Genomic DNA, 21903 nt, shown 5'->3' on the forward strand with positions numbered 1-21903 from the left:
CAGTGTCGCGGATGGTTGTACCGTTATTTCTCGCGTCTGAGAACTGAAATGAAGAAGCCATCTGTCGACGTGGATAATGGCGACAGGATCGTGCTGCCGTCCTTGAAGAGCGGGCCGAGATTATCGCTTGCCGAAACAGCTTCCTGCCAGAGCGGAGCAGTATCCACGGACGCGTAGCCGGGATTGGCAGCAAGGAATGCAGCGACCTGTTTGCCATTCTCCGGCGCAAACAGCGAACAGGTGATATAAACCAGCCGTCCGCCCGGCTTCACATAGGCCTTGGCCGCATCAAGCACTTCGCGCTGTTCCACTTCGCGCCGTTCCAGCTGCTGCTCGCTCAAACGCCATTTGGCATCGGGCCTGCGCCGCCATGTACCCGAACCCGTGCAGGGTGCATCAACCAGAACGAGATCCATCTGGCCTTCAAGCGGGGCAAGTTCGCTGACATTGGCATGGGCCTGCGCATTGCGCACTCCTGCCCGCTTCAGCCGGTCGAAAATCGGTGCAAGACGCGCGCGTTCCGCATCATAGGCATGAATTTGTCCCTTATTGCCCATCTGGGCTGCAAGGGCGAGCGTCTTGCCGCCAGCACCGGCGCAATAATCCAGAACCTGCTCGCCCGGCTTGGCATTCGAAAGCTTTGCCGCGATCTGCGAGCCGAGATCCTGCACCTCGAAAAGACCGCGCTGGAATGCCGGTTCCGCCTGCACATTCGGGTGGCGGCCCATGGCGCGCAAAGGCGGAACGCGCACGGCAGTCTCAAGCAGCGGTGCCGCATTGGCTCCGGCACGAACCAGTTCCTTCAGCACCTTCTCGCGGTCGGCTTTCAGCGTATTGACACGCAAATCGACTGGCGGGCGGTCGCTGAGTGCAGCGGCTTCACCAACCCAGGCATCGCCAAAAATCGCCTGAAAATGCGGAATGGTCCATTCCGGCACGTCGGCGCGGATATGATCCGGCGCGTTGGAAAGGTCACGCGCCTGCCAGATTGCCATGCGGTCAGCTTCAAGCGGTTCAGGCGCAAACTTGTCACCCTCAAGCGCGGCATTGATTTCGTCAATGACCAGTTCGGCATCGGACAGGAGCACACCAAAGGCGATATGGCGGGCTGCATCGCTGTCCATGCGCCAGCCGAGCGATAATTTACGGCGCAGGGCATCATAGACGATATTGCCGATAACCGCGCGATCCCCGGCACCAGCAAAGCGATGCGACAGGCCCCAATCCTTGAGCGCATCGGAAGCCGGGCGTTTGCGGGTCTCTATATCATCAAGTACTTCGATTGCCGCCTGCAGGCGTCCGCCAAGTCGCATGGAAATTCCTTCATTAGATCTACCGGCATCGCATACATGGCAAAGCCAATAAAAGAAAGCCGGAGCGTGATGCTCCGGCTTTCACTTTACTCAACAAAGTACGTTCAGCCGTGTTTACTCGGCTGCGGCGTGCTTTTCTTCGTTGGAAATTGCATTGGCTTCATAGCCATGCGCTTCCTTGAGTGCCGCACGCACACCGGCTTCATACTCAGGATGAACCAGCTTGAAGTGCGCCAGCTGGCGCTCGATGATAGCACCGGGAACGCCGCCCATTGCCGCAGCGATGTTGGAGAACAGGCGCGAACGCTGCCCGGCATCGAACAGATTGAACAAAGCCGTTACCTGACCATAATCATCATTGCCGATGCGATGGTTGTAACGGTCTGCACTGCCTGACAGGGCCAATGGCGGCTCTTTTGCCGAAGGCTGCTCGACAGCACCGGAGAAGCTGTTGGGCTCGTAATAAGCATCCACATTGCCGGTCTTCTGGCCAACGAAATTCATCTGGCCATCCTTGTGATAGTGATGCACAGGGCATTTCGGCTGGTTAACCGGCAGGGCTTCGTAATGTGTACCGAGGCGATAGCGATGCGCGTCCGCATAGGAGAACACGCGCGCCTGCAGCATCTTGTCTGGCGAGTGGCCAATGCCGGGAACAACGTTTGAGGGCGAGAAGGCCGCCTGTTCGATCTCGGCAAAATAGTTGTCGGCGTTGCGGTTAAGCTCCATGACACCGATTTCGATCGGTGGGAATTCGCCATGCGGCCAAACCTTGGTCAGGTCGAACGGATTGTAGGAGGTCTTCTCAGCGTCAGCTTCGCTCATGATCTGGACCTGAACAGTCCATTTCGGGAATGCGCCGCGTTCAATGCCGCCAAACAGTTCTTCCTGATAGGTTTCGCGCGACTTGCCGATGAGCGTTTCGGCTTCGGCATTGGTATAATGCTTATGGCCCTGCTGAGTCTTGAAGTGGAACTTTACCCAGAAACGTTCGCCCTGATCATTCCAGAAGGAATAGGTGTGCGAGCCGTAGCCGTTCATATACATCGGCGCGACTGGCAGACCGCGATCAGACATCAGGATTGTAACCTGATGCAGGCTTTCCGGCGATAGCGACCAGAAATCCCACATGGCGGTGGCCGAACGCATATTGGTGCGCGGATGACGCTTCTGCGTGTGGATAAAGTCAGGGAATTTCAGCGGATCGCGGACGAAGAACACGGGCGTGTTGTTGCCAACCAGATCCCAATTGCCTTCGCTGGTGTAGAATTTCAGCGCAAAACCACGCACGTCGCGCTCGGCATCGGCTGCGCCGAGTTCGCCGGCAACGGTGGAGAAACGCAGCAGCAGCGGTGTTTCAGTACCCGGCTGCAATGCCTTGGCCTTGGTGTAGCGGGAAATGTCGCCGGTGATTTTCAGCGTACCGAATGCGCCCCAGCCCTTGGCGTGAACAACGCGTTCCGGGATACGTTCACGGTTCTGGTGGGCAAGCTTTTCAAGCAGCTGGTAGTCGTCCAGAAGAACAGGGCCGCGTTCGCCGGCAGTTCTCGAATTCTGATTGTCTGATACCGGTGCACCGGCAGTAGTTGTCAACGTCGGACGGTCAGCCATTGGCTTCTCCCTTGAATTTCGTGTTCTGACACTATTTCAGAATCGCAGGGCACCATGGCCTACTGCGATCTCGCCGCTACCATAGAACTATTCCAATCATAGTTTCCAATTGAATTTAGAATTATTATTGATAGGATTTAGTTATCATGTTTTCAGTCCGGCAAATGCGCTATTTCGATATCCTCGCCACCACTTTGCACTTTCGCAAAGCGGCGGAACTCGCGCGTATTTCTCAGCCCGCGCTCTCCGCGCAGATCGCCGAAATGGAGCAGCGGCTCGGGACAACCCTGTTTGAGCGGACGCGCCGCACGGTTGTTCTAACTGATATGGGCAAACGGCTTCTGCCGCGGGTTCGTGGCATTCTGAACGGCATCCGCTCGCTGGAAGAACTCGCCTCGCAGCGGCGCGGCATTTTACAGGGGCGCCTGCGGCTCGGGATCATACCAACCATTGCGCCCTATCTCCTGCCGATTCTCATCCCGGAACTGCGGGCGACCTATCCTGACCTGACCATCGAATTGCGCGAGGCAGTGACATCAAAACTCGTCGAGGATTTGCGTCTCGGCGATCTCGATGCGCTGATCGCCGCCCTGCCGATCGACAGCGAAGGCGTGATTGCCAAACCACTGTTCCGGGACCGCTTTCTCATCGCCACCTCAAGCAATGACATCGACATTCTCACATCTCCGATGACGCAGGAGAATGTGGCGCTGGAGCGCCTGCTGCTGCTGGAAGAGGGCCATTGCCTGCGCGATCAGGCGTTAGCAGTCTGCACCAGCGTCAAGCAGCGGCAACTGGTCAATTACGGCGCCACCAGCATGGCAACCCTGTTGCAAATGGTCAGCCATGGCATGGGCCTGACGCTGATCCCCGAGATCGCCGTGCGCACGGAAGCCAGCCGCAACAATGTCCGCATTATTGCTTTTGCCGACCCCGAACCTTCACGGGAGATTGGCCTGATCTGGCGCAGGCAAAGCGAACGGCGTGATGATTTTGAGGCTTTGGCCACAACGATTGTCGATTGCGGCCAGCGTTTGCTGATTTCAGCCGATGAGCTGGATGATTTGGCTGCCTGAGGGGATTGGCGGGGTTGTGGGGGTATTGGTTGTGGTTCGTGGTTCGACATAACAACCATGAGGGAGAGGGGTGATGAAAGGGAGCTAAATTCTGCCCCTCTGTGATCTGCAATCTTTGCGGTTAGTCTTGCATCCACACTCTCCCTCATGGTGAGCTTGTCGAACCACGAACCGGCGGCATCTACCCCCCTCTGTCCTGTCGGACATCTCCCCCACAAGGGGGGAGATCACATTGACATGAACGCTTTTGCACAACAGGAAAAGTTTCAGATTGTGCAAAGGCGGTAGTGATGGCTGATCTCCCCCCTTGTGGGGGAGATGTCCGACAGGACAGAGGGGGGTGAAATATGAAACCGCTCTCTCTACCAGTGACTCTACGTCTAAACCGGGGCAGGTATAGCCAGATGCAGGGCGAGCATGACCCAGAGAACACCGTTGAGAATATAGCCAATGGTGAAGATGGGCTGGCGAAGTTTCAAACTGTTTGACGTGACATGCACGAATGTGTGGGCAATGCGTGCTGCCACAAACAGCCATGCCACGATAACAGCAAGGAATGATGCGCCATTGACCACGTAAAGTGAAATGCACACGGCATAGAACAACACGGGCAATTCATAGAGATTGATCAGATTGCGGATCACCGTGGCGCTGGCCTCTGGCTCTTTCACTGGCACCTTGAAATCGCGCGCCGATGCCTGCCCGCTGCCGACAGCCTCCATCCGGCGCAGAAAAACCAGCCCGTAAACAATGTAGATCAGGGCTGTCAGAGCGATTATTGGCCAGAGAATTGCTGTTTGCGACATGGTTTCCTCCATCGTTGACGCATCTTACGTCTACGTTCATTTTTTCCGCAACCTGTTAATTCAGACCGGGAATTTCCGTCAGACTTGCGGCGAGATGATCAACAAAAGCGCGCACCTTGCGTGGCAGAAACGTTGCCGATGCATAGACCACGTGAACATCCATCGGCGCATAGCCATAGGCGGGCAGAACCCTGACAAGACTGCCCTCGTCAAGGAATTGCCGGATCAGCGGTACCTGCGCTCCGCCAATTCCCACCCCTGCGCACAGGGCCTGATTGAGCACGAAGGCATTGTTGGCGAGAAAGCTGGATTTAACCGGCACTGTGATCGCACCCTCAGGACCAATCAGGGGCACCGCCTCCCCCTGAGGCGACCAGATGAACCTGACATGCGGGTGCTCTGACAATTCCTCCGGTGTCGAGGGATTGCCGTATCGTGCAACGTAATCGGGCGAAGCCACGAGAATGCGTTCGAACGTGGCAAGCTTGCGCGCCACAAGCCCTGATGATGCCAGCGCGCCGAAGCGAATGGCGACATCGACACCCTCGGCCACCAGATCGGCAAAGCGGTCATCAAGGATGAGTTCGACGGTCAAATCCGGGTGTTGCCGCTGAAAATCGATAAGAACAGGGGCCAGATGCATCTGGCCAAAGCCAACAGGTGCATGCACACGAAGATTGCCGCGAATGGCCGTGGCAAGACCGGCCACCTCCTCTTCCGCCTCCTCAACCGTCTGCAGGATATGCCGCGCCCGCTGGTAATAGGTTTCGCCGCTTTCCGTCAGAGCCAGCTGGCGGGTCGAGCGGTGCAGAAGCCGCATCTTGAGATGGCGTTCCAGCGCAGCCACCTGCTGGCTGACCGCAGGCTGTGTGAGGCCAAGTTCCCGCGCCGCAGCCGACAGTGAGCCAAGCTCCGCCACCCGCATAAAGGTCTTCATCGCTGTGAACCGGTCCATACATCACCTCAAAGATATTCTTATGAATGATATCATCACGGCGCATCTACGCAAATAGCTACGAATGAATGATGATGCAGCACCAACGAAATGGAGCTGATGAAATGACGGAGAATATCAAGAAGGCCGTAATTGTGGGTGCCAACGGCATTATCGGCGGCAATCTCATCGCGCATCTTAAAGAACTTGGTGACTGGGAGATTGTGGGGCTGTCGCGGCGGGGCGGTAAAACTGCGGGCAAGCTCAGCCATATCGCGGTCGATCTGCTCGACGCTGCGGATGCCAAGGCAAAGCTCGCGCACCTGACAGATATCACGCATATATTTTACGCGGCCTATCAGGATCGCCCGACATGGGCCGAACTGGTGCCGCCGAACCTTGCCATGCTGGTGAATGTGGTGGGCGCTATTGAACCTATCGCACCCAAGCTTCAGCACATCAGCCTGATGCAGGGCTATAAGGTCTACGGTGCGCATCTCGGTCCATTCAAGACCCCGGCCCGCGAAAGCGACGCCAATCACATGCCGCCGGAATTCAATATCGACCAGCAGGATTTCCTTGAAGCCTTGCAGAAGGATAAAAGCTGGACATGGTCAGCGCTGCGCCCGTCTGTGGTGGTTGGATTTGCATTGGGCAATCCGATGAACCTTGCATCGGTGATCGCGGTCTATGCTTCGATGTCGAAGGAACTTGGCATTCCCCTGCGTTTTCCGGGCAAGCCGGGCGCCTATGACAGCCTACTCGAAATGACCGATGCCGGACTGCTTGCGCGGGCAACAGTGTTTATCGCCACCAATCCGGCCAGCGGCAATCAGGCCTACAACATCAACAATGGCGACCTGTTCCGCTGGAGTGAGATGTGGCCAAAAATTGCCAAATTCTTTGATCTCGAAGTTGCCCCGCCCCTGCCGATGTCACTGAATGTAGTGATGGCTGACAAGGAACCACTGTGGGACAGTATGATCAGGAAACACGGTCTCACCGATGTGCCCTACAAGGATGTGTCCTCATGGGGATTTGGCGATGCGGTGTTCAGCTGGAATTATGATTTCTTCGCCGACGGCACAAAACTGCGCCGCGCCGGGTTTCATGAATATACCGATACGGAGGAGATGTTTTTGCGGGTGTTCCGGGATTTGCGGGAGCGGAAGATTATTCCGTGACTTTCAAATACTGTTTGCATCAACATCGTGCGTGGTTCGACGGGCTCACCATGAGGGACTGGGGTGGGCTGCAATGATAGTCGCCAACGTTGCAGGATGTGACTCCCTGCAATCTTCACTCTCCCTCATGGTGAGCCTGTCGAACCACGGTATTTGGTTCTGTAACCTCTTTGATGTTCAGGCATTTGATCGATGGAAAGATGGCACCACTCTTACCCTCCCCCTTGTGGGGAGGGGGTAAGAGCGGCACTTACGCTCTCACCCCGTAAAAGGCTCATCTTTCCGCCGGGGCATATCATAATTCAGGAAAAACTCATCGAGTTGTGGCGGGGGCACTTTTGTTCCCGCCAGCATGGCATGCGCCTGTCCGCGATGGTGTATCTGATGCACGAAGAGATGCGACAGGACAAGCCGCAGCGGCTCGCGTGACACCGCGCCATCATGCCATTCGATGGATATGATCCGGTTGAGATCGGATGCGCTCAGGCTGTCGCAAAAAGCAATAAGTTCCGCATCGAAAGCATCCTGTGCTTTCTTCAGATCAATGAGTTTGGGAAAAGGAATATCGCCGACAAGGCTGATATTCTTGCGTCCGATACCTTTGATGTCGGCCATATAGATATGGTCAACGATAAGGTTGTGGTTGAGCGTCATCTGGATCGATGGGAAGAAACTGGTGCGCTCCTGCGCAAACTCGGCATCGGTTAACCCTGCACAGGCACCAAGCAGCCGGTTGTTCGACCAGGCGCTGTTGCGCGCCATGGCCGAGAAGTGGTCGCGGAGGGTGTTGTCAGACATGGCCTCCGCGCCCGTATCAGTTGCCGCCCGGATAGTTGGGGCTTTCGCGGGTGATTGTCACATCATGGGTGTGGCTTTCACGCAGACCCGCATTGGTGATGCGCACGAAGGTTGCCTTTTCGCGGAATTCTTCAAGGTTTTTTGCACCGACATAGCCCATGGAGGCACGAAGACCGCCAGCGAGCTGGTGCAGCACGCCCGATACTGGCCCCTTATAGGCAACCTGACCTTCAATGCCCTCTGGAACCAGCTTTAGCTCGTCCCTTACCTCAGCCTGGAAATAGCGATCTGCCGAACCGCGCGCCATGGCGCCAACCGAGCCCATGCCGCGATAGGCTTTGAACGAGCGGCCCTGATAGAGATAGACCTCACCGGGGCTTTCTTCGGTGCCTGCAAGCGCGGAACCGGCCATGGCAGCGGAAGCACCGGCAGCAAGTGCCTTGGCAAAATCGCCTGAATATTTGATGCCACCATCGGCGATAACAGGAACGCCTGATTTGTGGGCCGCTTCAACCGCCGACATGACAGCCGATAGCTGCGGTACACCAACACCGGCAACGATACGTGTGGTGCAGATGGAGCCGGGTCCAATACCGACCTTGACCGCATCGGCGCCCGCATCAATTAGCGCTTGTGTGCCAGCAGCCGTCGCCACATTACCGGCGATGATGCGCACGGCATTGGACATTTTCTTGGCGCGGGTGACTGCATCCAGAACACGCTGCGAATGGCCATGGGCCGTATCAATGACGAGAACGTCGACGCCGGCAGCAATCAACCGTTCGGCGCGCTCAAAGCCGTCTTCGCCCACACTGGATGCAGCGGCAACGCGAAGGCGGCCCTGCGCATCCTTGGCGGCGTTCGGGTTAAGCTGCGACTTTTCCATATCCTTGACGGTGATGAGGCCGACGCAATGGCCCTTGCCGTCAACAACCAGCAGTTTTTCGATGCGGTGTTGATGAAGAAGCCGTTTGGCTTCCTCGTGCTGAACATTGTTCTCGCGCACGGTGATCAGGTTTTCGCGCGTCATCAACTCGTAAATCTTCTGCGACGGGTCCGAAGCAAAGCGCACATCGCGGTTGGTCAGGATACCAACGAGACGACCGGGCTTGCGGCTGCCCTCGCCGCCATTTTCAACGACGGGAATGCCCGAAATGCCATGGGCGCGCATCAGCGCCTGCGCATCGGCAAGGGTTGCATCCGGGCCGATGGTCACAGGATTGACCACCATGCCGGATTCGAACTTCTTGACCTGACGGACCTCTTCGGCCTGCAACTCAGGGGTGAGATTGCGATGGATAACGCCCATGCCGCCAGCCTGTGCCATGGCAATCGCCAGACGCGACTCGGTGACCGTGTCCATGGCTGCGGAGAGCAGCGGCAGGTTGAGTTCAATATCGGGAGCAATGCGGGTGCGAATATCGGTCTGGCCGGGCATGACCTCGGAGTGACCCGGCTGAAGCAGGACATCGTCAAATGTCAGTGCCAGCGCGCCTGTCGCGGATTCTACGATTTTTGCCATAACCAATTCCTTAAAAAGCGACAAGCGCACCACGATGGCGGTGCGCCGAGTCAGTAATGTTCAGGTGAATTGGCACGGGCTGGTAACATGGATATGTCGGTTTGGAAAGGTGGAAACGTATTTATTCCGCAATCAGTAATACGTGATCACCCGCTAGGGGTGGATAAAAACCGCCCCTACTGCCCATAATATTGAAGTTCCTTGATGCGCGCACGCACCGCATCCACGTTCATTGCTTCGATATCGATGCTGACAATCGTGCCCCGGTCGGCACGCCAAGGGCCATCATTGGCCTTGATCTGGGCCTCGCGCCACGCCACCCATTTGCGCTGGGCATCGCGGATCTTTTTGGCAGACTCTGGATCAACCGATGCCAGAGCCTTCTTGTAGACTTCGTTTAATTGTTTGTCATAGGCGACGAACGCCTTATGCGTGCAATCAACCATGCCTGCGGTTGTCTGTCCCTCCGGTTTGGCCAGACACTCATTGGCAGCCTTATCGATCGGATCGACCTTTTCTTCCGTCGATGCGGCAAAAGCCGGAGCCACGGCACCCAGTGTCAGCGAAACACAAAGCAAAGCATAGAATCGTTTCATGGCGTCCTCCTCGTCCCGGCAAATTGCCCTATGCATCTTGGCAAGAAAAGAGCGAATTGATGAGACTGGCCTGATGTTTTCGCTCATGTTAGGACAAAACATCCCTTCTGCTGTTTGATATTGGAAATCCAGTGCGCCCGATTTATCGAAAAGTTTCCGTCCTGCGCCGGTCGCGCGCCATGTGGGGCAATACCCGCGTCTGGCGACCACGCCTCGTGTTCTGGGCGGGTGCAATCACGATCGGCGTCATCAGCGTGCTTTTTGCCAAACTGGCGGATCTTGCCCAGCAATCGTTCCATGGTGTTATAGGCACCAGCGGCTGGACAACATTCCTGCCGCTGATCATTACGCCGCTGGGTTTCATTTTCTGTGCCTATATGGCCTACAGCTTCTTTCCCAATGCACAAGGCAGCGGCATTCCGCAGGCCATTGCCGCCCGGCATCTCAACGATCACGAAGATCGTATCAGACTGCTTTCCCTGCGCATGGTTTTCGGCAAGATTCTTCTGACTGTTGTCGGGCTGTTTTCGGGCGCCTCCATTGGCCGTGAGGGTCCGACTGTACAGGTTGGCGCGTCGCTGATGCTGCAGGTGGCGCGCTGGGGTGGCATGGCGCAGGCGCGCGGTCTTATTCTGGCCGGTTCCGCCGCCGGTATCGCTGCCGCCTTCAACACACCGCTTGCGGGTATCGTCTTTGCCATCGAGGAAATGGGCCGCTCCTATGAGGCCCGCACCAATGGTCTGGTTTTGACCGCGGTGATTCTCTCCGGTCTGGCGGCCATCGGGCTTGTCGGCAACTACACCTATTTTGGTGAATCGGTGGCGGCAACCACCGGCTTTTCCGACTGGCTGCTGGTTATTCTGTGCGGTGTTGGCGGCGGTGCATTCGGTGCCTGTTTCAGCGCGGGTGCAGTCAAGGCACTGCGCCGGATCAAGCGCTGGGCCGCGCCTGATCCGTTTCGCCGGACACTGTTGCTGGCTGCGGTGTGCGGCTTTGCCGTGGCGTTGATCGGGGTGGCATCAGGCGGGACAACCTTTGGCACCGGCTATGAGCAGGCGCGCGGCGCTGTGGAAGGCCATGCCCTGCCGTGGTATTTCTTTCTGGAAAAGCTGCTTGCGAGTTTCCTCTCGATGGTATCGGGCATTCCCGGCGGTATCTTTGCACCCTCACTTTCTGTCGGTGCGAGCTTTGGCAGCTCCGTCGGCTTGCTCACCGGCAGCAATATCGGCCTTGCGGCGGTGCTTGGCATGGCGGGATATTTCGCCGGTGTGGTGCAAGCGCCAATGACGGCCTTTGTCATCATTCTGGAAATGACCGGCAGCCACGACAGTGTGATTGCGCTGATGTGCACATCGATGCTCGGCTACGGCACGGCGCGGATTATCTCGCACGAACCGCTCTACCATGCCCTGTCACGGGTATTCATTGCCGATACGATCCGGCGCAAGCGCGCCGAAGCCGCAGCGGCAATACTGGAACAGCCTTAAACGTCGAACTGGTAGGTCACAGGCACAAAGCGGTAGCCGCTTCCAAGCCGTTCAAGATAACCGGCTGACGGGAACGGCATGTGGTAGCCGATGAATGGCACCCGGTCGGTGGCGATCATGTCGAGAACCCGCTTGCGCGTTTCGATGCCCTTGGCGCGATCCGTGTCAAAGGCGACCTCCCATTCGGGATGCTGCAAGGCAGCGACATAATGATTGGCAGTGTCGGCTGTTAGCACCACTCGCTTGCCTGCGGATTCCACATGGAAAATCATGTGGCCGGGCGTATGCCCATAGGCTGCTTCACTGGTAATGCCGGATACGATTGCATCGCCAGCCTTGATGAACGTGGTTTTTTCGGCCAGCGGCTTCACCTTGGCTGCAACGCCTTTGGCACCAGCTTCAGCGGGTGTGCCTGTCCGCGCCGGATCGGTCCAGAAATCATATTCGATCTGCCCGGCGATATAACGTGCATTGGCAAAGCCCGGTGTGTCGCCATTCATCAAGCCACCAATGTGGTCGCCATGCATGTGGGTGATGACAACCGTGCTCACCTGATCGGGCGTATAACCAGCCGCTTTCATATTGGCTTCCAGCTGGCCAAAACCATTGTCACGTCCCGCCGCACCAAAACCGGTATCGAACAGGATTAGCTCACTGCCCGTATTGATCAGAACCGGGGCAAAGCCGTTGACGAATTTTGTCTCCGGCAGGAAATTGGCACGCATGAGTTCGCCCACTTTTTCCTGCGACTGATCGGCTCCAAAGGTAGGAAACGGCCCATCGGACGGGCGCAAGCCATCAAGCAGTGTGGTAATTTCGAAATCACCCAATTTAAAGCGTTTGAAGCCCGGCGACTTTGCGCCAGACAACGGGACCGCTGCCGTAGCAGGCTCTGACATAACCTGAGACATAGCCAAGCCTCCAGCAATCGCGCTAGACGCAAGAAACAAGTCGCGACGGGAAATTTCGTAGGGGGTCATAGGGGGCATCTCCTTCAGGCAGTCTTGGGTTCTGCGGTTGAGATTTAGTCCGGGCAACGCTGCGGCTGGCGAACTGTTCCGTTCTGAATAGCGGAAAATCTGATCGCGCCGGATCACATCTGATTGATCGGTGCTTGAGCACCCGCCACACTGGTGATATCGCAGCGCCAGCAAGGGTTGTTTTTTGAGTGTGAGTCCCGCGACGGACCCCGATTGCTGACGAAGCCCTTTACTGAGAACTGGAATTCATTGTGAATCGCATTGTTCCGCTCGTGCTCGCAGTCGCCCTGTTCATGGAGCAGATGGACTCGACTGTCATTTCCACATCTCTGCCCGCCATTGCAGCGGATATCGGGACAAGCCCGATTGCCCTGAAACTGGCACTGACCGCCTATCTCGTTTCGCTTGCCGTGTTCATTCCGGTCAGTGGCTGGATGGCCGACCGTTTCGGCGCAAAGAATGTGTTTCGCGCGGCGATTGTCGTGTTCGTGCTGGGCTCGATTGCCTGCGCCGTATCGAATTCTCTATTGGCTTTCGTCATCTCGCGCTTCGCGCAGGGTGTTGGCGGTGCCATGATGACACCGGTTGGACGTCTGGTGCTCGTACGATCAACCCCGCGCAGTGAACTTGTCGGCGCCATGGCATGGCTGACAGTGCCTGCCCTTGTCGGGCCGCTGCTCGGGCCGCCCATTGGCGGATTCCTGACCACCTATTTCACCTGGCACTGGATTTTCCTGATCAATGTTCCCATCGGCTTGCTTGGTATCTGGTTCGCCACGCGCTATCTGCCTGACGTGGAAACGCTGATCCAGCGCAAGCTTGATGTGCCCGGTTTCTTCCTCAGCGGCATTGCCGCGTCCGGTGTGGTCTTTGGCCTTTCCGTCGTCAGTCTTCCTGCCTTGCCGGTCTGGGTCGGAATAACAACGCTTATTATCGGGCTGATCTCGACGGTGCTTTATCTCATTCATGCCAAGCGCACGCCGGAGCCGCTGCTGGCGCTTGATCTGTTCAAAAATCAGGTGTTTCGCGCCTCGATATTTGGTGGAAGCCTGTTCCGTATCGGCGTCGGTGCGACACCGTTCCTGCTGCCGCTGATGTTCCAGATCGGTTTTGGCATGACGCCGTTTCAATCGGGCCTGATTACCTTTGTGTCGGCTGCTGGTGCTATCGGCATGAAGCTGGTTACCAAGTGGTTTTTCCGCAAGACAGGTTTTCGCAATGCGCTGATGTGGGGCTCGCTGGTCGCTGCAAGCTTTATCGCCATCAATGGCTTCTTCACACCGCAGACGCCAACAGCGCTGATCATCGTTCTGCTTTTGGTTGCTGGCTTTTTCCGGTCCCTGTTCTTCACCGGCACCAATGCGCTTGCCTATGCGGAAGTGCCGAATGAACAGACCAGTCTGGCAACACCCATCGCATCGGTTGCGCAGCAAATATCCATTGCGCTTGGTGTAGCAGTGGCTGGCGGCATTCTTGAAGTTTCCACCAGCCTGCACGACAGGCCATTGGGATTGGCCGACTTCCACACGGCATTCTTCCTTGTGGCAGCCATATCATCGCTGGCGTTCTTCTCGTTTATGCCGATGAAGCCGGATGCGGGCGCCGAAGTGTCGGGCCATTACCCGCCCGCCAAGCCCGCACCTGCCGAATAGAGGATCAGGAACGACCCTTGAAATCGCGTGCGAGCAGATAAAGCTCGACCGACTCCGCGCGTGATGCGGGCGGCTTGACGTGATGTACGGATTTGAAGTGCTGCTTGAGCAGCGTCAGCACTTCATTTTCCGTACCGCCCTGAAAGGTCTTGGTCAGAAAATGGCCGCCGGGACGCAGCACGGAAACCGCAAAATCCGCCGCCACTTCGCACAGATGTGTCGTGCGGATATGGTCGGTACGGCGATGACCCGTTGTTGGAGCCGCCATGTCCGAGAGGACGATATCGGGATGACCGCCGAGCGCTTCGAGCAGTTTGTCCGGTGCTGCGTCATCGAGAAAATCCATCTCAAGCAGCGTCACGCCCGGCAAGGGATCGATGTGCAGATAGTCGATACCGACAACCGTCGGCGCGTCCTCGGGAGAGCCGACAATACCAGCGGCAATCTGGCTCCAGCCGCCGGGGGCGGCACCCAGATCGATGATGCGTTGACCCTTTTTCAGGATCTTGTAGCGGTCGTCGATTTCGATCAGCTTGTAGGCGGCGCGCGAACGATAACCGTCCTGCTTGGAGCGCTGCACATAGGGATCGTTGATGTGACGTTCCAGCCAGCGGCGTGACGATTCCTTGATCGTGCCAGCCTTCTTCTTGATCTTGGTATGAAGGCCGCGCGTACCAGTGCCGCCGCGCCCGCCTGTTGTTGTCTTAGCCATTGGGAAATTACGCCCCTCTTTTACGCGACATTGGCGCGAAACCATCGATTGCGCCACGCGCCATCGCGCGACATGAGTTCAGTCAAAATACCTTCACGCAGGCCCCGATCAGCCACACGCAGTTTCTGGCTGGGCCAGACATTGCGAATTGCATCCAGAATGGCGCAACCGGCAAGAACCAGATCGGCACGATCAGCCCCGATGCAGGGATTGGCAACCCGCTCGTCAAAGCTCCACGATAGAAGCCTGCTGGTCATCTCGGTCACATCATCATTCTGCATCCAGATACCATCGATGCGGCGCCGGTCATAGCGGTCGAGCCCCAGATGGATACCGGCAAGCGTGGTCACTGTGCCAGACGTGCCAAGCAGGTGGAAATTCTGGCTGTTCACCAGATCACCGAGTTTATGGCGCTCGGAGAAATCATTCAGCAGTTCCGCCACATGATTGACCATGACAGCGAAATTATCCGTCGTTACATCGCGGCCGCCAAAACGTTCGGCCAGCGTGACAACGCCCACAGGCAACGATGTCCACGCAATGATGTGCTCGGCCAGACGCGGCGAACGCCGTTCCGATACGTCGATCAGGGCAATTTCCGAGGAACCACCACCGATATCGAACAGAACAACCGCATCGGTTTCCCGTTCAACCAGCGTGCCGCAGCCGGATACCGCAAGGCGGGCTTCGGTCTGGCGGTTGATGATTTCGAGATCAAGGCCGGTCTCGTGCTTGACCTGCCCCAGAAACTCCGCGCCATTTTCCGCCTGACGGCAGGCTTCTGTTGCGATGAGACGCGCCTTGCGTACATCATGGTTTTCCAGCTTATCGCGGCAGATTTTCAGCGCTTCGATAGCGCGGCTCATGGCATTGGGGCTCAAACGTCCGGTTGCACCAAGGCCTTCGCCAAGACGAACAATGCGCGAAAATGCATCGATGACGCGGAACTGGCCGGGCCGCGTTGGTGTTGCGACCAAGAGGCGGCAATTGTTGGTGCCAAGATCGAGCGCCGCGTAGAGCGGAGCGCCCGCATATTTCGGTTCGCGCCTGACATTATCCTGTTCGGCAGGCTTTGCCTGATTGCTCGGTGTTACAGTCGCGGCAATAATAGCTTCCGGCTGTTTCGCACCGGAACGTCCACGACGTCTGCGGTTCGGACGGCGTTTCTTGCCTGTCTTGGCCTGCGCAACGGTACCTGCTTCTCCGACCGGGTGCGCCGAAGCTGCAACGGCAACAGCATTCTCTGTCGAAACAGCACCATGTTTCGACTTGCCACGCCGACGGCGGCGCGCGCGTTTCTTGGGGTTTTTGTCGAAGCGTCCTTCTTGGGAATCAGGCTGGCTCTCCTGCGTCTGTCGCGCAGAATCCCCTTGTGGCCCGGGTCCGTTCTTGGCGGGATTTGTAGTGCCGTTTGACACCGAACCACCGCCAGACGCCCCTTCATTCGACGCTTTACGGGCGTCCGATTCGGGGTCTTTCAAAATCTTATCCTTCGGGCGCCGCGCGAACCTCTGGAGGACGCAGGCAAGGCGCTTGTTCATTAACGTTGAAGCCAATGTAACATTATTTGCCGAATATAAAAGTACCCGAGGGAAATTAGCCGGTGATGACAGGGCGGAGAGCCCTGAAAGGGCCCGCTCATGGAGCAGGCCCTTTGACAGCGATCAGCCAAATTTAACGAGGTTATGGATAACAAGCGGACCGCCGGGGAAACCCGCCATCTTCTCGCCCGCTGCCAGACTGCCCAGATCAAGTGCAAAGAATCCAAGCTTTTCAAACAGGGCAGCCACCTTGGCTTTGGCGTCCGCATCGTCGCCCGAATAAAACAATATGCGCTTGCCACCTTCGGCTTTCGGGTCAGCGGCAAGCTGGGCAGCGGGCAGATGGTTGAGCGCCTTGACCAGTTTTGCGCCGGGAACGAGATCGCCAACCACTTCGCTCGACAGACGTCCTTTCAGATCAAACGGCTTGAATTCAGGTGCCTCAATGGCATTGTTGGCATTGATGACAATGCGGCCATTCCATGCGGGCAGACCGGCCAGTGCTTGCGGCAGTTTGGTCCAGTTGACGGCAATCAGAACAATGTCCGCACTTGCAGCCTGTTGGACTGTACCCGCTTTGATGGACGGTCCGATTTCGCCGACCAGTTCTTTGAGTGAATCCGGTCCGCGGCTGTTGGAGAGAGTGGCTTCGATCCCGGCGCGCGCCAATGCCCGTGCAAAAGCCGAACCGATCAGTCCCGAGCCAATAATACCAATGCTCATGATGTTATTTCCTTTGATGTCGTGAATGAGTGAAGTTGCATGGGTTGAATATGGTCCGTTCATTCATTGACGATAAGCGAGTAATGGCTTTAAGTATTTTCAAGCATCAATTGAAAGTACCGACATGGAAACCCTTGCCAATCTGGAGTCCTTTGTACGCAGCGCCGAGGCTGGCGGCTTCTCGGCCGCAGCGCGGGGGCTGAAACTGACACCCGCAGCGGTGAGCCGCAATGTGGCGATGCTTGAGCGCAATCTTGGTATCCGGCTGTTTCATCGCAGCACGCGAAACTTGACGTTGACGGAGGAAGGCGAGCGCTTTCTGCAGGCTATCAGGACGAACCTTGATAATTTGCAGGCAGCAATTGCCGACATTTCAGCCCAACGCGACGAACCTTCAGGCGTGCTCAAGGTGAGCATGAGCCCGACGCTCGGTATTGGCTTTGTCATGCCGTTGCTCCCTGACTTCCTCAAGCGCTTTCCGTTGATCCGGCCTGAATGGCATTTCGAAAACCGGCAGGTGGACCTGATAGGCGAAGGTTTTGATGCGGCTATCGGCGGCGGCTTCGAGCTTTTGCCCGGCATGGTGTCGCGTTCGCTCGCGACGCTTCATCTCATTGCCGTTGCCTCACCCAGCTACATGGAGGGGCGCGTATCTCCGACCGATCCGGTGGAGCTTGCCAATATGGACGGAATTGTCTTGCGTCGGGACAGCACAGGACGAATACCCGTTCGAATGCTGCGCAACAGTGCAGGAGAGGAAAAGCCGGCACATATCAGGGAACGGATTGTCGTCAACGATCCGGCGGCCATGCGGCAGGGAGCACTGCTTGGTCTCGGGGTTACGATTCTTTCAGCGCCGGTTGCCCTGCCTCTTCTGAAGAGCGGCAAACTCGTTCGGCTTTTGCCTGATTGGTATGTCGATGCCGGACCGGTGTCGATCTATTATGCCAGCCGCACATTGCTACCGGCAAAGACGCGGGTGTTCGTTGATTTTATTGCCGAGGCATTCCGGCAAGGCAGGCTGACAGAAAGTTTTGCCGGTGTCCTTGGCTGAAGGTGTTTCCGGACGAGACATCCGCAATTATGCCTTAAATGATGACGATTGTTTTGCTGTCGCCTTTTGGATATCCTTGGTTCAGATTTGGCTCTTCGCGGCGTCAGAGGTTCTCGACCCGCCAATCTCATTCCAAAGCGGCGACGGGTTTAAACGTTGCACGACGACTGATCTCCGGCACCCGCCGGGATGAGAACACCGCAGGTCAGCTTTCGCTGCTTGCCACTTCCAGAGGAGGGTTGGCATGTTCACGCGTACGACACATTCCATCGTCCACTTCAACGCACCATTTGCGCTGAAGGGAGTGGACAAGACATTGCCCGCAGGGGATTACGACATCGATCAGGATGAAGAGCTGATCGACGGCCTGGCCAGGGTTGCCCACCGCCGCGTTGCGACCTTCATCCACGTTCCATCCCGGTCATCAAAGCTCAGCACCCGGCAGGTTTTCCCGATTGATCACTTTGATCTGGAAGCAGCGCTTCTTGAGGATCAGTCCCGCCCCGAATAAATCTTCCCGTCCAGATTACAATCAACAAAAGGAGAACCACCATGGCTAAAGGTCAACAGCGCAGCAACCGTGAAGTGCGCAAACCAAAGAAGGACAAGGCTGAGGTGAAGGCCGCTGTTCCGTTTGCAAGTTCCATTGGCAAACAGACTGAGGTTATTGGCAAGGGCAAACCCAAGCCTTAAGGGCCTCTCTCTTATCCAACAAACCATTGTTCAGGTGCGGCGCGATTGTGAGGATCGCGCCGTATTGTTGCGGTGAACGTTGGGTTGTGGTTCGTGGTTCGTGGTTCGACAAGCTCACCATGAGGGGCTTGGGTGGATGTAACGCTAATCGCCAACGTCGCAGAACTTGGCTCCCTTACCTCACCCCTCTCCGTCATCCTCGGGCTTGACCCGAGGACCCACAATTTAAAAGCTCCGAGCATCCAAGTTCGTTCAATCTCCTTAACCGTGGGTCCTCGGGTCATCCTCGGGTTAAACCCGAGGACTGAGGATGACGGACAGGGGTGAGGTTGCAGGGAGTTTTACTCTGCAATCTCTGCGATTAGCATTACATCCACACTCTCCCTCATGGTGAGCTTGTCGAACCACGAACCACGAACCACGCGCAATGCCCATTCAGCCCCGCAACCCGAAACACGCGTCAAGAGTAAAATTAGAACAAAACAGGAACAAATTCCTTTTCAAGGGTTCCCGCTTGTGGCATTCTTTCTGAAAAGGAGATTCCGATGAACGCCATATTGAAACAACCGGAAGACGAAATCGATGAAGCCTTGGCTTACCATCAAGGGGACACGCGCGCGACGATAGCCGCACTTCTGGCCGAGCGGGAGTTCCTGCTGCGCGAGATCGAATATGCCTCTCTGGCCATGTCCTATGGCTTTGCACGGGGCTGGACGCCGGGACACAGCAGGAATGCACGATAGACTTGTGGAGCGTCGCGTGCGATGATTGTGGCTCAAAAATGCGAGACACGATGAAACATAGTCCAAAACAATTGCCTGAAGTTGGTGTCCGTCCGAAGCGGGTCCTTAGTCCTTCGGAACAGAAAAGTCTGGCCACAACCGCTGCCGCGTCCGCCATTATCAATGACGAGACTGCAAAATGGGAAAACAAGACCGCACGCCTGAAGGCGCTGCGGCTGGCCAAGGAAGCGGAAGAAGAAGCTGAAAACGCTTTAAAACCGGCCAAGAAGCCTACGAAAGCCAAGGCGAAGGCAAAGGTGACGCTGGCAACCAAGGGTAAGTAACCCGACAGCAATTCATAACGCATTGACGCGGTCTTTTAAGCCGCGGCTGGATCAATTTATCAGAATGCAGACGTGCTTGCCCCATGAAGAATGGTTGCCAGACACACTCAAATATTGCGCAGTAAAAGCATCCAATATAGCCGTTGAATCAGGCTAAGTTTTTATAATTAAATTATTTTTTCCGGCGCAGCATTGACGAAATGATCTTCAGGCCCTATGTAAGGCCCATCGGTATTTGGTAGTTTGTTTTTAGTTTTATTGCGCCAACGCGCTCTCAACGATCCTTCTTCAAAAATCGAGCTAAAACTGTCGGGCGTCGCCCGGTAGGTCACCAAAACATATTCCTTGAAAGGGTTCATTATGAGCACTGGAACAGTAAAGTGGTTTAATTCCACAAAGGGCTTCGGCTTCATTCAGCCAGACGATGGTTCGGCAGACGTGTTTGTTCACATCTCCGCAGTTGAGCGCGCTGGCATGCGCAGCCTCAATGACGGTCAGAAGATCAGCTTCGAGCTGGTTCGTGACAACAAGTCCGGCAAGATGACTGCTGACCAGCTTCAAGCTGGCTGATATAATTCGTCTTCGCGGTCTTTGACCACGGATGTACTGGCACTGATAGCCAAGATGAATTTGAGAAGGTCGGGTTTTCCCGGCCTTTTATTTTGTCCTGAATCCGGGACGATGAATCAGGCATCCCCCTAAAAACCCAAGATATTTCCGCGTATTCTTCAAGAATCCTCTGGAAAGAATTTTTGCGGCATCCCACAGTGCGAGTCACCCCTATGCTGATGTCTGCCAAGACACCGGCACAATTTGCATTGTATGAAGGAGCCCTGCGGCCATGAAAGTTCTCGTTCTTGGAAGTGGCGTCGTTGGCGTCACATCTGCCTGGTATCTGGCACAGGCAGGTCACGAGGTCACTGTGGTCGACCGGCAGCCCGGTCCGGCTCTGGAGACAAGCTTTGCCAATGCCGGCGAAATTTCACCCGGCTATTCATCGCCATGGGCTGGCCCCGGCGTTCCCATCAAAGCCATCAAATGGATGCTGATGCATTTCGGCCCCCTCGTCGTGCGGCCGAAATTTGATCCATACATGGCGCTGTGGCTGGTGCGTATGCTGCGCAACTGCACGTCGGCACGTTATGCCCGTAACAAGATCCGCATGGTCCCCATCGCTGAATACAGCCGCGACTCGCTGCGCGATTTGCGGGCTGAGACCGGCATTAGCTATGATGAGCGCAGTCAGGGCACATTGCAGCTCTTCCGCAAACAGAGCCAATATGACGGCACATCAGGCGATATCGACGTGCTCAAGCAGTTCGGCGTGCCCTATGAACTCCTTGACCCTGCTGGCTGTATTGCCGCCGAACCAGCCCTTGCCAATGTGCGCGAAAAATTTGTCGGCGGCCTACGGCTGCCCGGCGATGAAACCGGCGATTGCAAGATTTTCACGGAAAAGCTGGCCGCGCTTGCGGCTGAAAAGGGCGTTACCTTCCGCTTCAACACCACCATCACCTCAATCAACACCAGCGGCAACCGTATTGCCAGCGTTTCGACGGAGACGGAAGAACTGACAGCCGACGCCTATGTCGTGGCATTTGGCAGCTACTCGCCGTTCCTCTTGCGCCGCATTGGCGTGCCCGTTCCTGTGTATCCGATCAAAGGCTATTCCATCACCGTGCCGATTGCCGATGCCACATGCGCACCTGAATCGACCGTCATGGATGAAACCTACAAGGTAGCCATTACGCGGCTTGGCGATCGTATCCGCGTCGGCGGCACTGCGGAAATCTCCGGCTATGATCTGACCCTGCGCGATGCGCGCAAGGCGACATTGCAGCATTCTGTCAGCGATCTTTTCCCCGGTGGCGGCGATCTGTCGAAAGCCACCTTCTGGAGCGGTCTGCGACCGATGACGCCTGATGGCCCGCCCATTATTGGTGGCGGCACCAAATATCAGAACCTCTTCCTGAACACCGGCCACGGCACGCTTGGCTGGACCATGTCCTGTGGTTCGGGCCGGGTATTGGCTGACATTGTGTCCGGTAAAACACCCGACGTTGACGCATCGGAACTCGGGATCAGCCGCTACGCCTGACGGTCCGGTTTACACTCTCTTCTGCCTGCGAAAGTTGACTTTGCGGGCAGAAGACAG

At 56.5% G+C, this 21903-nt stretch carries 22 protein-coding genes; 11 read left to right on the forward strand and 11 right to left on the reverse strand.

Annotation, left to right across the window (positions count from 1 at the left end; translation table 11 throughout):
- Positions 1 to 23: 23 nt before the first annotated feature.
- Complete coding sequence (locus BLU05_RS14575; protein ID WP_091881069.1) at positions 24 to 1313, reverse strand: RsmB/NOP family class I SAM-dependent RNA methyltransferase; 1290 nt, start codon at positions 1311 to 1313, stop codon at positions 24 to 26.
- 114 nt (positions 1314 to 1427) lie between these two features.
- Positions 1428 to 2924: a catalase KatA gene (gene katA, locus BLU05_RS14580; protein WP_091881071.1), complete on the reverse strand. Its 1497-nt coding sequence runs from the start codon at positions 2922 to 2924 to the stop codon at positions 1428 to 1430.
- Positions 2925 to 3070: 146 nt separating this feature from the next.
- Here katA and BLU05_RS14585 point away from each other — a divergent pair, with 146 nt between their 5' ends.
- Positions 3071 to 4000 carry a hydrogen peroxide-inducible genes activator gene (locus BLU05_RS14585; protein WP_091881073.1) on the forward strand — a complete coding sequence of 310 codons (930 nt, stop codon included), beginning with the start codon at positions 3071 to 3073 and terminating at the stop codon, positions 3998 to 4000.
- A gap of 380 nt (positions 4001 to 4380) precedes the next feature.
- Here BLU05_RS14585 and BLU05_RS14590 read toward each other — a convergent pair whose 3' ends face one another.
- The gene (locus BLU05_RS14590; RefSeq protein ID WP_091881213.1) at positions 4381 to 4806 is read right to left on the reverse strand and encodes an MAPEG family protein; all 426 of its coding nucleotides are present in this window, start codon (positions 4804 to 4806) and stop codon (positions 4381 to 4383) included.
- A 55-nt stretch (positions 4807 to 4861) separates the two neighbouring features.
- The gene (locus BLU05_RS14595) at positions 4862 to 5761 is read right to left on the reverse strand and encodes a LysR family transcriptional regulator (protein WP_091881075.1); all 900 of its coding nucleotides are present in this window, start codon (positions 5759 to 5761) and stop codon (positions 4862 to 4864) included.
- Positions 5762 to 5865: 104 nt separating this feature from the next.
- On the opposite strand from BLU05_RS14595, the gene BLU05_RS14600 reads away from it, so the two are divergent.
- Positions 5866 to 6924 carry an SDR family oxidoreductase gene (locus BLU05_RS14600; protein WP_091881215.1) on the forward strand — a complete coding sequence of 353 codons (1059 nt, stop codon included), beginning with the start codon at positions 5866 to 5868 and terminating at the stop codon, positions 6922 to 6924.
- Positions 6925 to 7182: 258 nt separating this feature from the next.
- Here BLU05_RS14600 and BLU05_RS14605 read toward each other — a convergent pair whose 3' ends face one another.
- The 3 genes from BLU05_RS14605 to BLU05_RS14615 all read right to left on the reverse strand — a co-directional run bounded on the left by BLU05_RS14605 (position 7183) and on the right by BLU05_RS14615 (position 9840).
- Entirely contained in the window at positions 7183 to 7722 is a 540-nt protein-coding gene (locus BLU05_RS14605) for a DinB family protein (RefSeq protein WP_091881077.1), read from the reverse strand.
- Between the two features lie 16 nt (positions 7723 to 7738).
- A complete protein-coding gene (guaB, locus tag BLU05_RS14610; protein WP_091881079.1) occupies positions 7739 to 9244 on the reverse strand; it encodes an IMP dehydrogenase in 1506 nt (501 codons plus the stop codon).
- A gap of 176 nt (positions 9245 to 9420) precedes the next feature.
- Positions 9421 to 9840 carry a lysozyme inhibitor LprI family protein gene (locus BLU05_RS14615; RefSeq protein ID WP_091881081.1) on the reverse strand — a complete coding sequence of 140 codons (420 nt, stop codon included), beginning with the start codon at positions 9838 to 9840 and terminating at the stop codon, positions 9421 to 9423.
- A gap of 131 nt (positions 9841 to 9971) precedes the next feature.
- Between BLU05_RS14615 and BLU05_RS14620 the strand changes: the two genes are divergently transcribed.
- Positions 9972 to 11327: a chloride channel protein gene (locus BLU05_RS14620; RefSeq protein ID WP_244518348.1), complete on the forward strand. Its 1356-nt coding sequence runs from the start codon at positions 9972 to 9974 to the stop codon at positions 11325 to 11327.
- On the opposite strand, the gene BLU05_RS14625 is transcribed toward BLU05_RS14620, so the two are convergent.
- Positions 11324 to 12307, reverse strand: coding sequence for an MBL fold metallo-hydrolase (locus BLU05_RS14625; RefSeq protein ID WP_091881082.1), 984 nt, complete (start codon positions 12305 to 12307; stop codon positions 11324 to 11326). The genes BLU05_RS14620 and BLU05_RS14625 overlap by 4 nt on opposite strands.
- A 251-nt stretch (positions 12308 to 12558) precedes the next feature.
- Between BLU05_RS14625 and BLU05_RS14630 the strand changes: the two genes are divergently transcribed.
- Positions 12559 to 13959, forward strand: a complete 1401-nt coding sequence (locus tag BLU05_RS14630) for an MFS transporter (protein ID WP_091881084.1) — start codon at positions 12559 to 12561, stop codon at positions 13957 to 13959.
- A gap of 4 nt (positions 13960 to 13963) precedes the next feature.
- Here the strand turns inward: BLU05_RS14630 and BLU05_RS14635 are convergent, their stop codons facing one another.
- The 3 genes from BLU05_RS14635 to BLU05_RS14645 all read right to left on the reverse strand — a co-directional run bounded on the left by BLU05_RS14635 (position 13964) and on the right by BLU05_RS14645 (position 16935).
- On the reverse strand, positions 13964 to 14671 hold the full coding sequence (locus BLU05_RS14635) for an RlmE family RNA methyltransferase (RefSeq protein WP_091881086.1): 708 nt from the start codon (positions 14669 to 14671) through the stop codon (positions 13964 to 13966).
- A 20-nt stretch (positions 14672 to 14691) separates the two neighbouring features.
- Positions 14692 to 16152, reverse strand: a complete 1461-nt coding sequence (locus BLU05_RS14640) for a Ppx/GppA phosphatase family protein (protein ID WP_091881217.1) — start codon at positions 16150 to 16152, stop codon at positions 14692 to 14694.
- Between the two features lie 183 nt (positions 16153 to 16335).
- Complete coding sequence (locus BLU05_RS14645) at positions 16336 to 16935, reverse strand: NADPH-dependent F420 reductase (protein WP_091881218.1); 600 nt, start codon at positions 16933 to 16935, stop codon at positions 16336 to 16338.
- 124 nt (positions 16936 to 17059) lie between these two features.
- Here BLU05_RS14645 and BLU05_RS14650 point away from each other — a divergent pair, with 124 nt between their 5' ends.
- From BLU05_RS14650 to BLU05_RS14675, 7 genes are all read left to right on the forward strand, one after another.
- Positions 17060 to 17989, forward strand: a complete 930-nt coding sequence (locus tag BLU05_RS14650) for a LysR family transcriptional regulator (RefSeq protein ID WP_091881088.1) — start codon at positions 17060 to 17062, stop codon at positions 17987 to 17989.
- Between the two features lie 244 nt (positions 17990 to 18233).
- The gene (locus tag BLU05_RS14655) at positions 18234 to 18500 is read left to right on the forward strand and encodes a hypothetical protein (RefSeq protein ID WP_091881090.1); all 267 of its coding nucleotides are present in this window, start codon (positions 18234 to 18236) and stop codon (positions 18498 to 18500) included.
- 41 nt (positions 18501 to 18541) lie between these two features.
- Positions 18542 to 18682, forward strand: coding sequence for a hypothetical protein (locus tag BLU05_RS26225; protein ID WP_175540610.1), 141 nt, complete (start codon positions 18542 to 18544; stop codon positions 18680 to 18682).
- A gap of 545 nt (positions 18683 to 19227) precedes the next feature.
- Positions 19228 to 19425, forward strand: coding sequence for a hypothetical protein (locus tag BLU05_RS14660; protein WP_091881092.1), 198 nt, complete (start codon positions 19228 to 19230; stop codon positions 19423 to 19425).
- Between the two features lie 50 nt (positions 19426 to 19475).
- A complete protein-coding gene (locus BLU05_RS14665; RefSeq protein ID WP_091881094.1) occupies positions 19476 to 19748 on the forward strand; it encodes a hypothetical protein in 273 nt (90 codons plus the stop codon).
- A 360-nt stretch (positions 19749 to 20108) separates the two neighbouring features.
- Positions 20109 to 20318, forward strand: a complete 210-nt coding sequence (locus tag BLU05_RS14670; RefSeq protein WP_091881096.1) for a cold-shock protein — start codon at positions 20109 to 20111, stop codon at positions 20316 to 20318.
- A 271-nt stretch (positions 20319 to 20589) separates the two neighbouring features.
- Complete coding sequence (locus BLU05_RS14675; RefSeq protein ID WP_091881098.1) at positions 20590 to 21846, forward strand: D-amino acid dehydrogenase; 1257 nt, start codon at positions 20590 to 20592, stop codon at positions 21844 to 21846.
- Positions 21847 to 21903 lie beyond the last annotated feature (57 nt).

This window comes from Phyllobacterium sp. OV277 (assembly GCF_900104355.1).
Taxonomy (GTDB): Bacteria; Pseudomonadota; Alphaproteobacteria; order Rhizobiales; family Rhizobiaceae; genus Phyllobacterium.

Coding starts and splice junctions, on each gene's coding strand:
- BLU05_RS14575 (WP_091881069.1), bottom strand. CDS start 1,313: ATGCGACTTGGCGGACGCCTGCAGGCGGCAATCGAAGTACTTGATGAT.
- BLU05_RS14675 (WP_091881098.1), top strand. CDS start 20,590: ATGAAAGTTCTCGTTCTTGGAAGTGGCGTCGTTGGCGTCACATCTGCC.
- BLU05_RS14625 (WP_091881082.1), bottom strand. CDS start 12,307: ATGACCCCCTACGAAATTTCCCGTCGCGACTTGTTTCTTGCGTCTAGC.
- BLU05_RS14590 (WP_091881213.1), bottom strand. CDS start 4,806: ATGTCGCAAACAGCAATTCTCTGGCCAATAATCGCTCTGACAGCCCTG.
- guaB (WP_091881079.1), bottom strand. CDS start 9,244: ATGGCAAAAATCGTAGAATCCGCGACAGGCGCGCTGGCACTGACATTT.
- BLU05_RS26225 (WP_175540610.1), top strand. CDS start 18,542: ATGGCTAAAGGTCAACAGCGCAGCAACCGTGAAGTGCGCAAACCAAAG.
- BLU05_RS14655 (WP_091881090.1), top strand. CDS start 18,234: ATGTTCACGCGTACGACACATTCCATCGTCCACTTCAACGCACCATTT.
- katA (WP_091881071.1), bottom strand. CDS start 2,924: ATGGCTGACCGTCCGACGTTGACAACTACTGCCGGTGCACCGGTATCA.
- BLU05_RS14665 (WP_091881094.1), top strand. CDS start 19,476: ATGAAACATAGTCCAAAACAATTGCCTGAAGTTGGTGTCCGTCCGAAG.
- BLU05_RS14615 (WP_091881081.1), bottom strand. CDS start 9,840: ATGAAACGATTCTATGCTTTGCTTTGTGTTTCGCTGACACTGGGTGCC.
- BLU05_RS14650 (WP_091881088.1), top strand. CDS start 17,060: ATGGAAACCCTTGCCAATCTGGAGTCCTTTGTACGCAGCGCCGAGGCT.
- BLU05_RS14600 (WP_091881215.1), top strand. CDS start 5,866: ATGACGGAGAATATCAAGAAGGCCGTAATTGTGGGTGCCAACGGCATT.
- BLU05_RS14635 (WP_091881086.1), bottom strand. CDS start 14,671: ATGGCTAAGACAACAACAGGCGGGCGCGGCGGCACTGGTACGCGCGGC.
- BLU05_RS14670 (WP_091881096.1), top strand. CDS start 20,109: ATGAGCACTGGAACAGTAAAGTGGTTTAATTCCACAAAGGGCTTCGGC.
- BLU05_RS14585 (WP_091881073.1), top strand. CDS start 3,071: ATGTTTTCAGTCCGGCAAATGCGCTATTTCGATATCCTCGCCACCACT.
- BLU05_RS14595 (WP_091881075.1), bottom strand. CDS start 5,761: ATGGACCGGTTCACAGCGATGAAGACCTTTATGCGGGTGGCGGAGCTT.
- BLU05_RS14645 (WP_091881218.1), bottom strand. CDS start 16,935: ATGAGCATTGGTATTATTGGCTCGGGACTGATCGGTTCGGCTTTTGCA.
- BLU05_RS14605 (WP_091881077.1), bottom strand. CDS start 7,722: ATGTCTGACAACACCCTCCGCGACCACTTCTCGGCCATGGCGCGCAAC.
- BLU05_RS14660 (WP_091881092.1), top strand. CDS start 19,228: ATGAACGCCATATTGAAACAACCGGAAGACGAAATCGATGAAGCCTTG.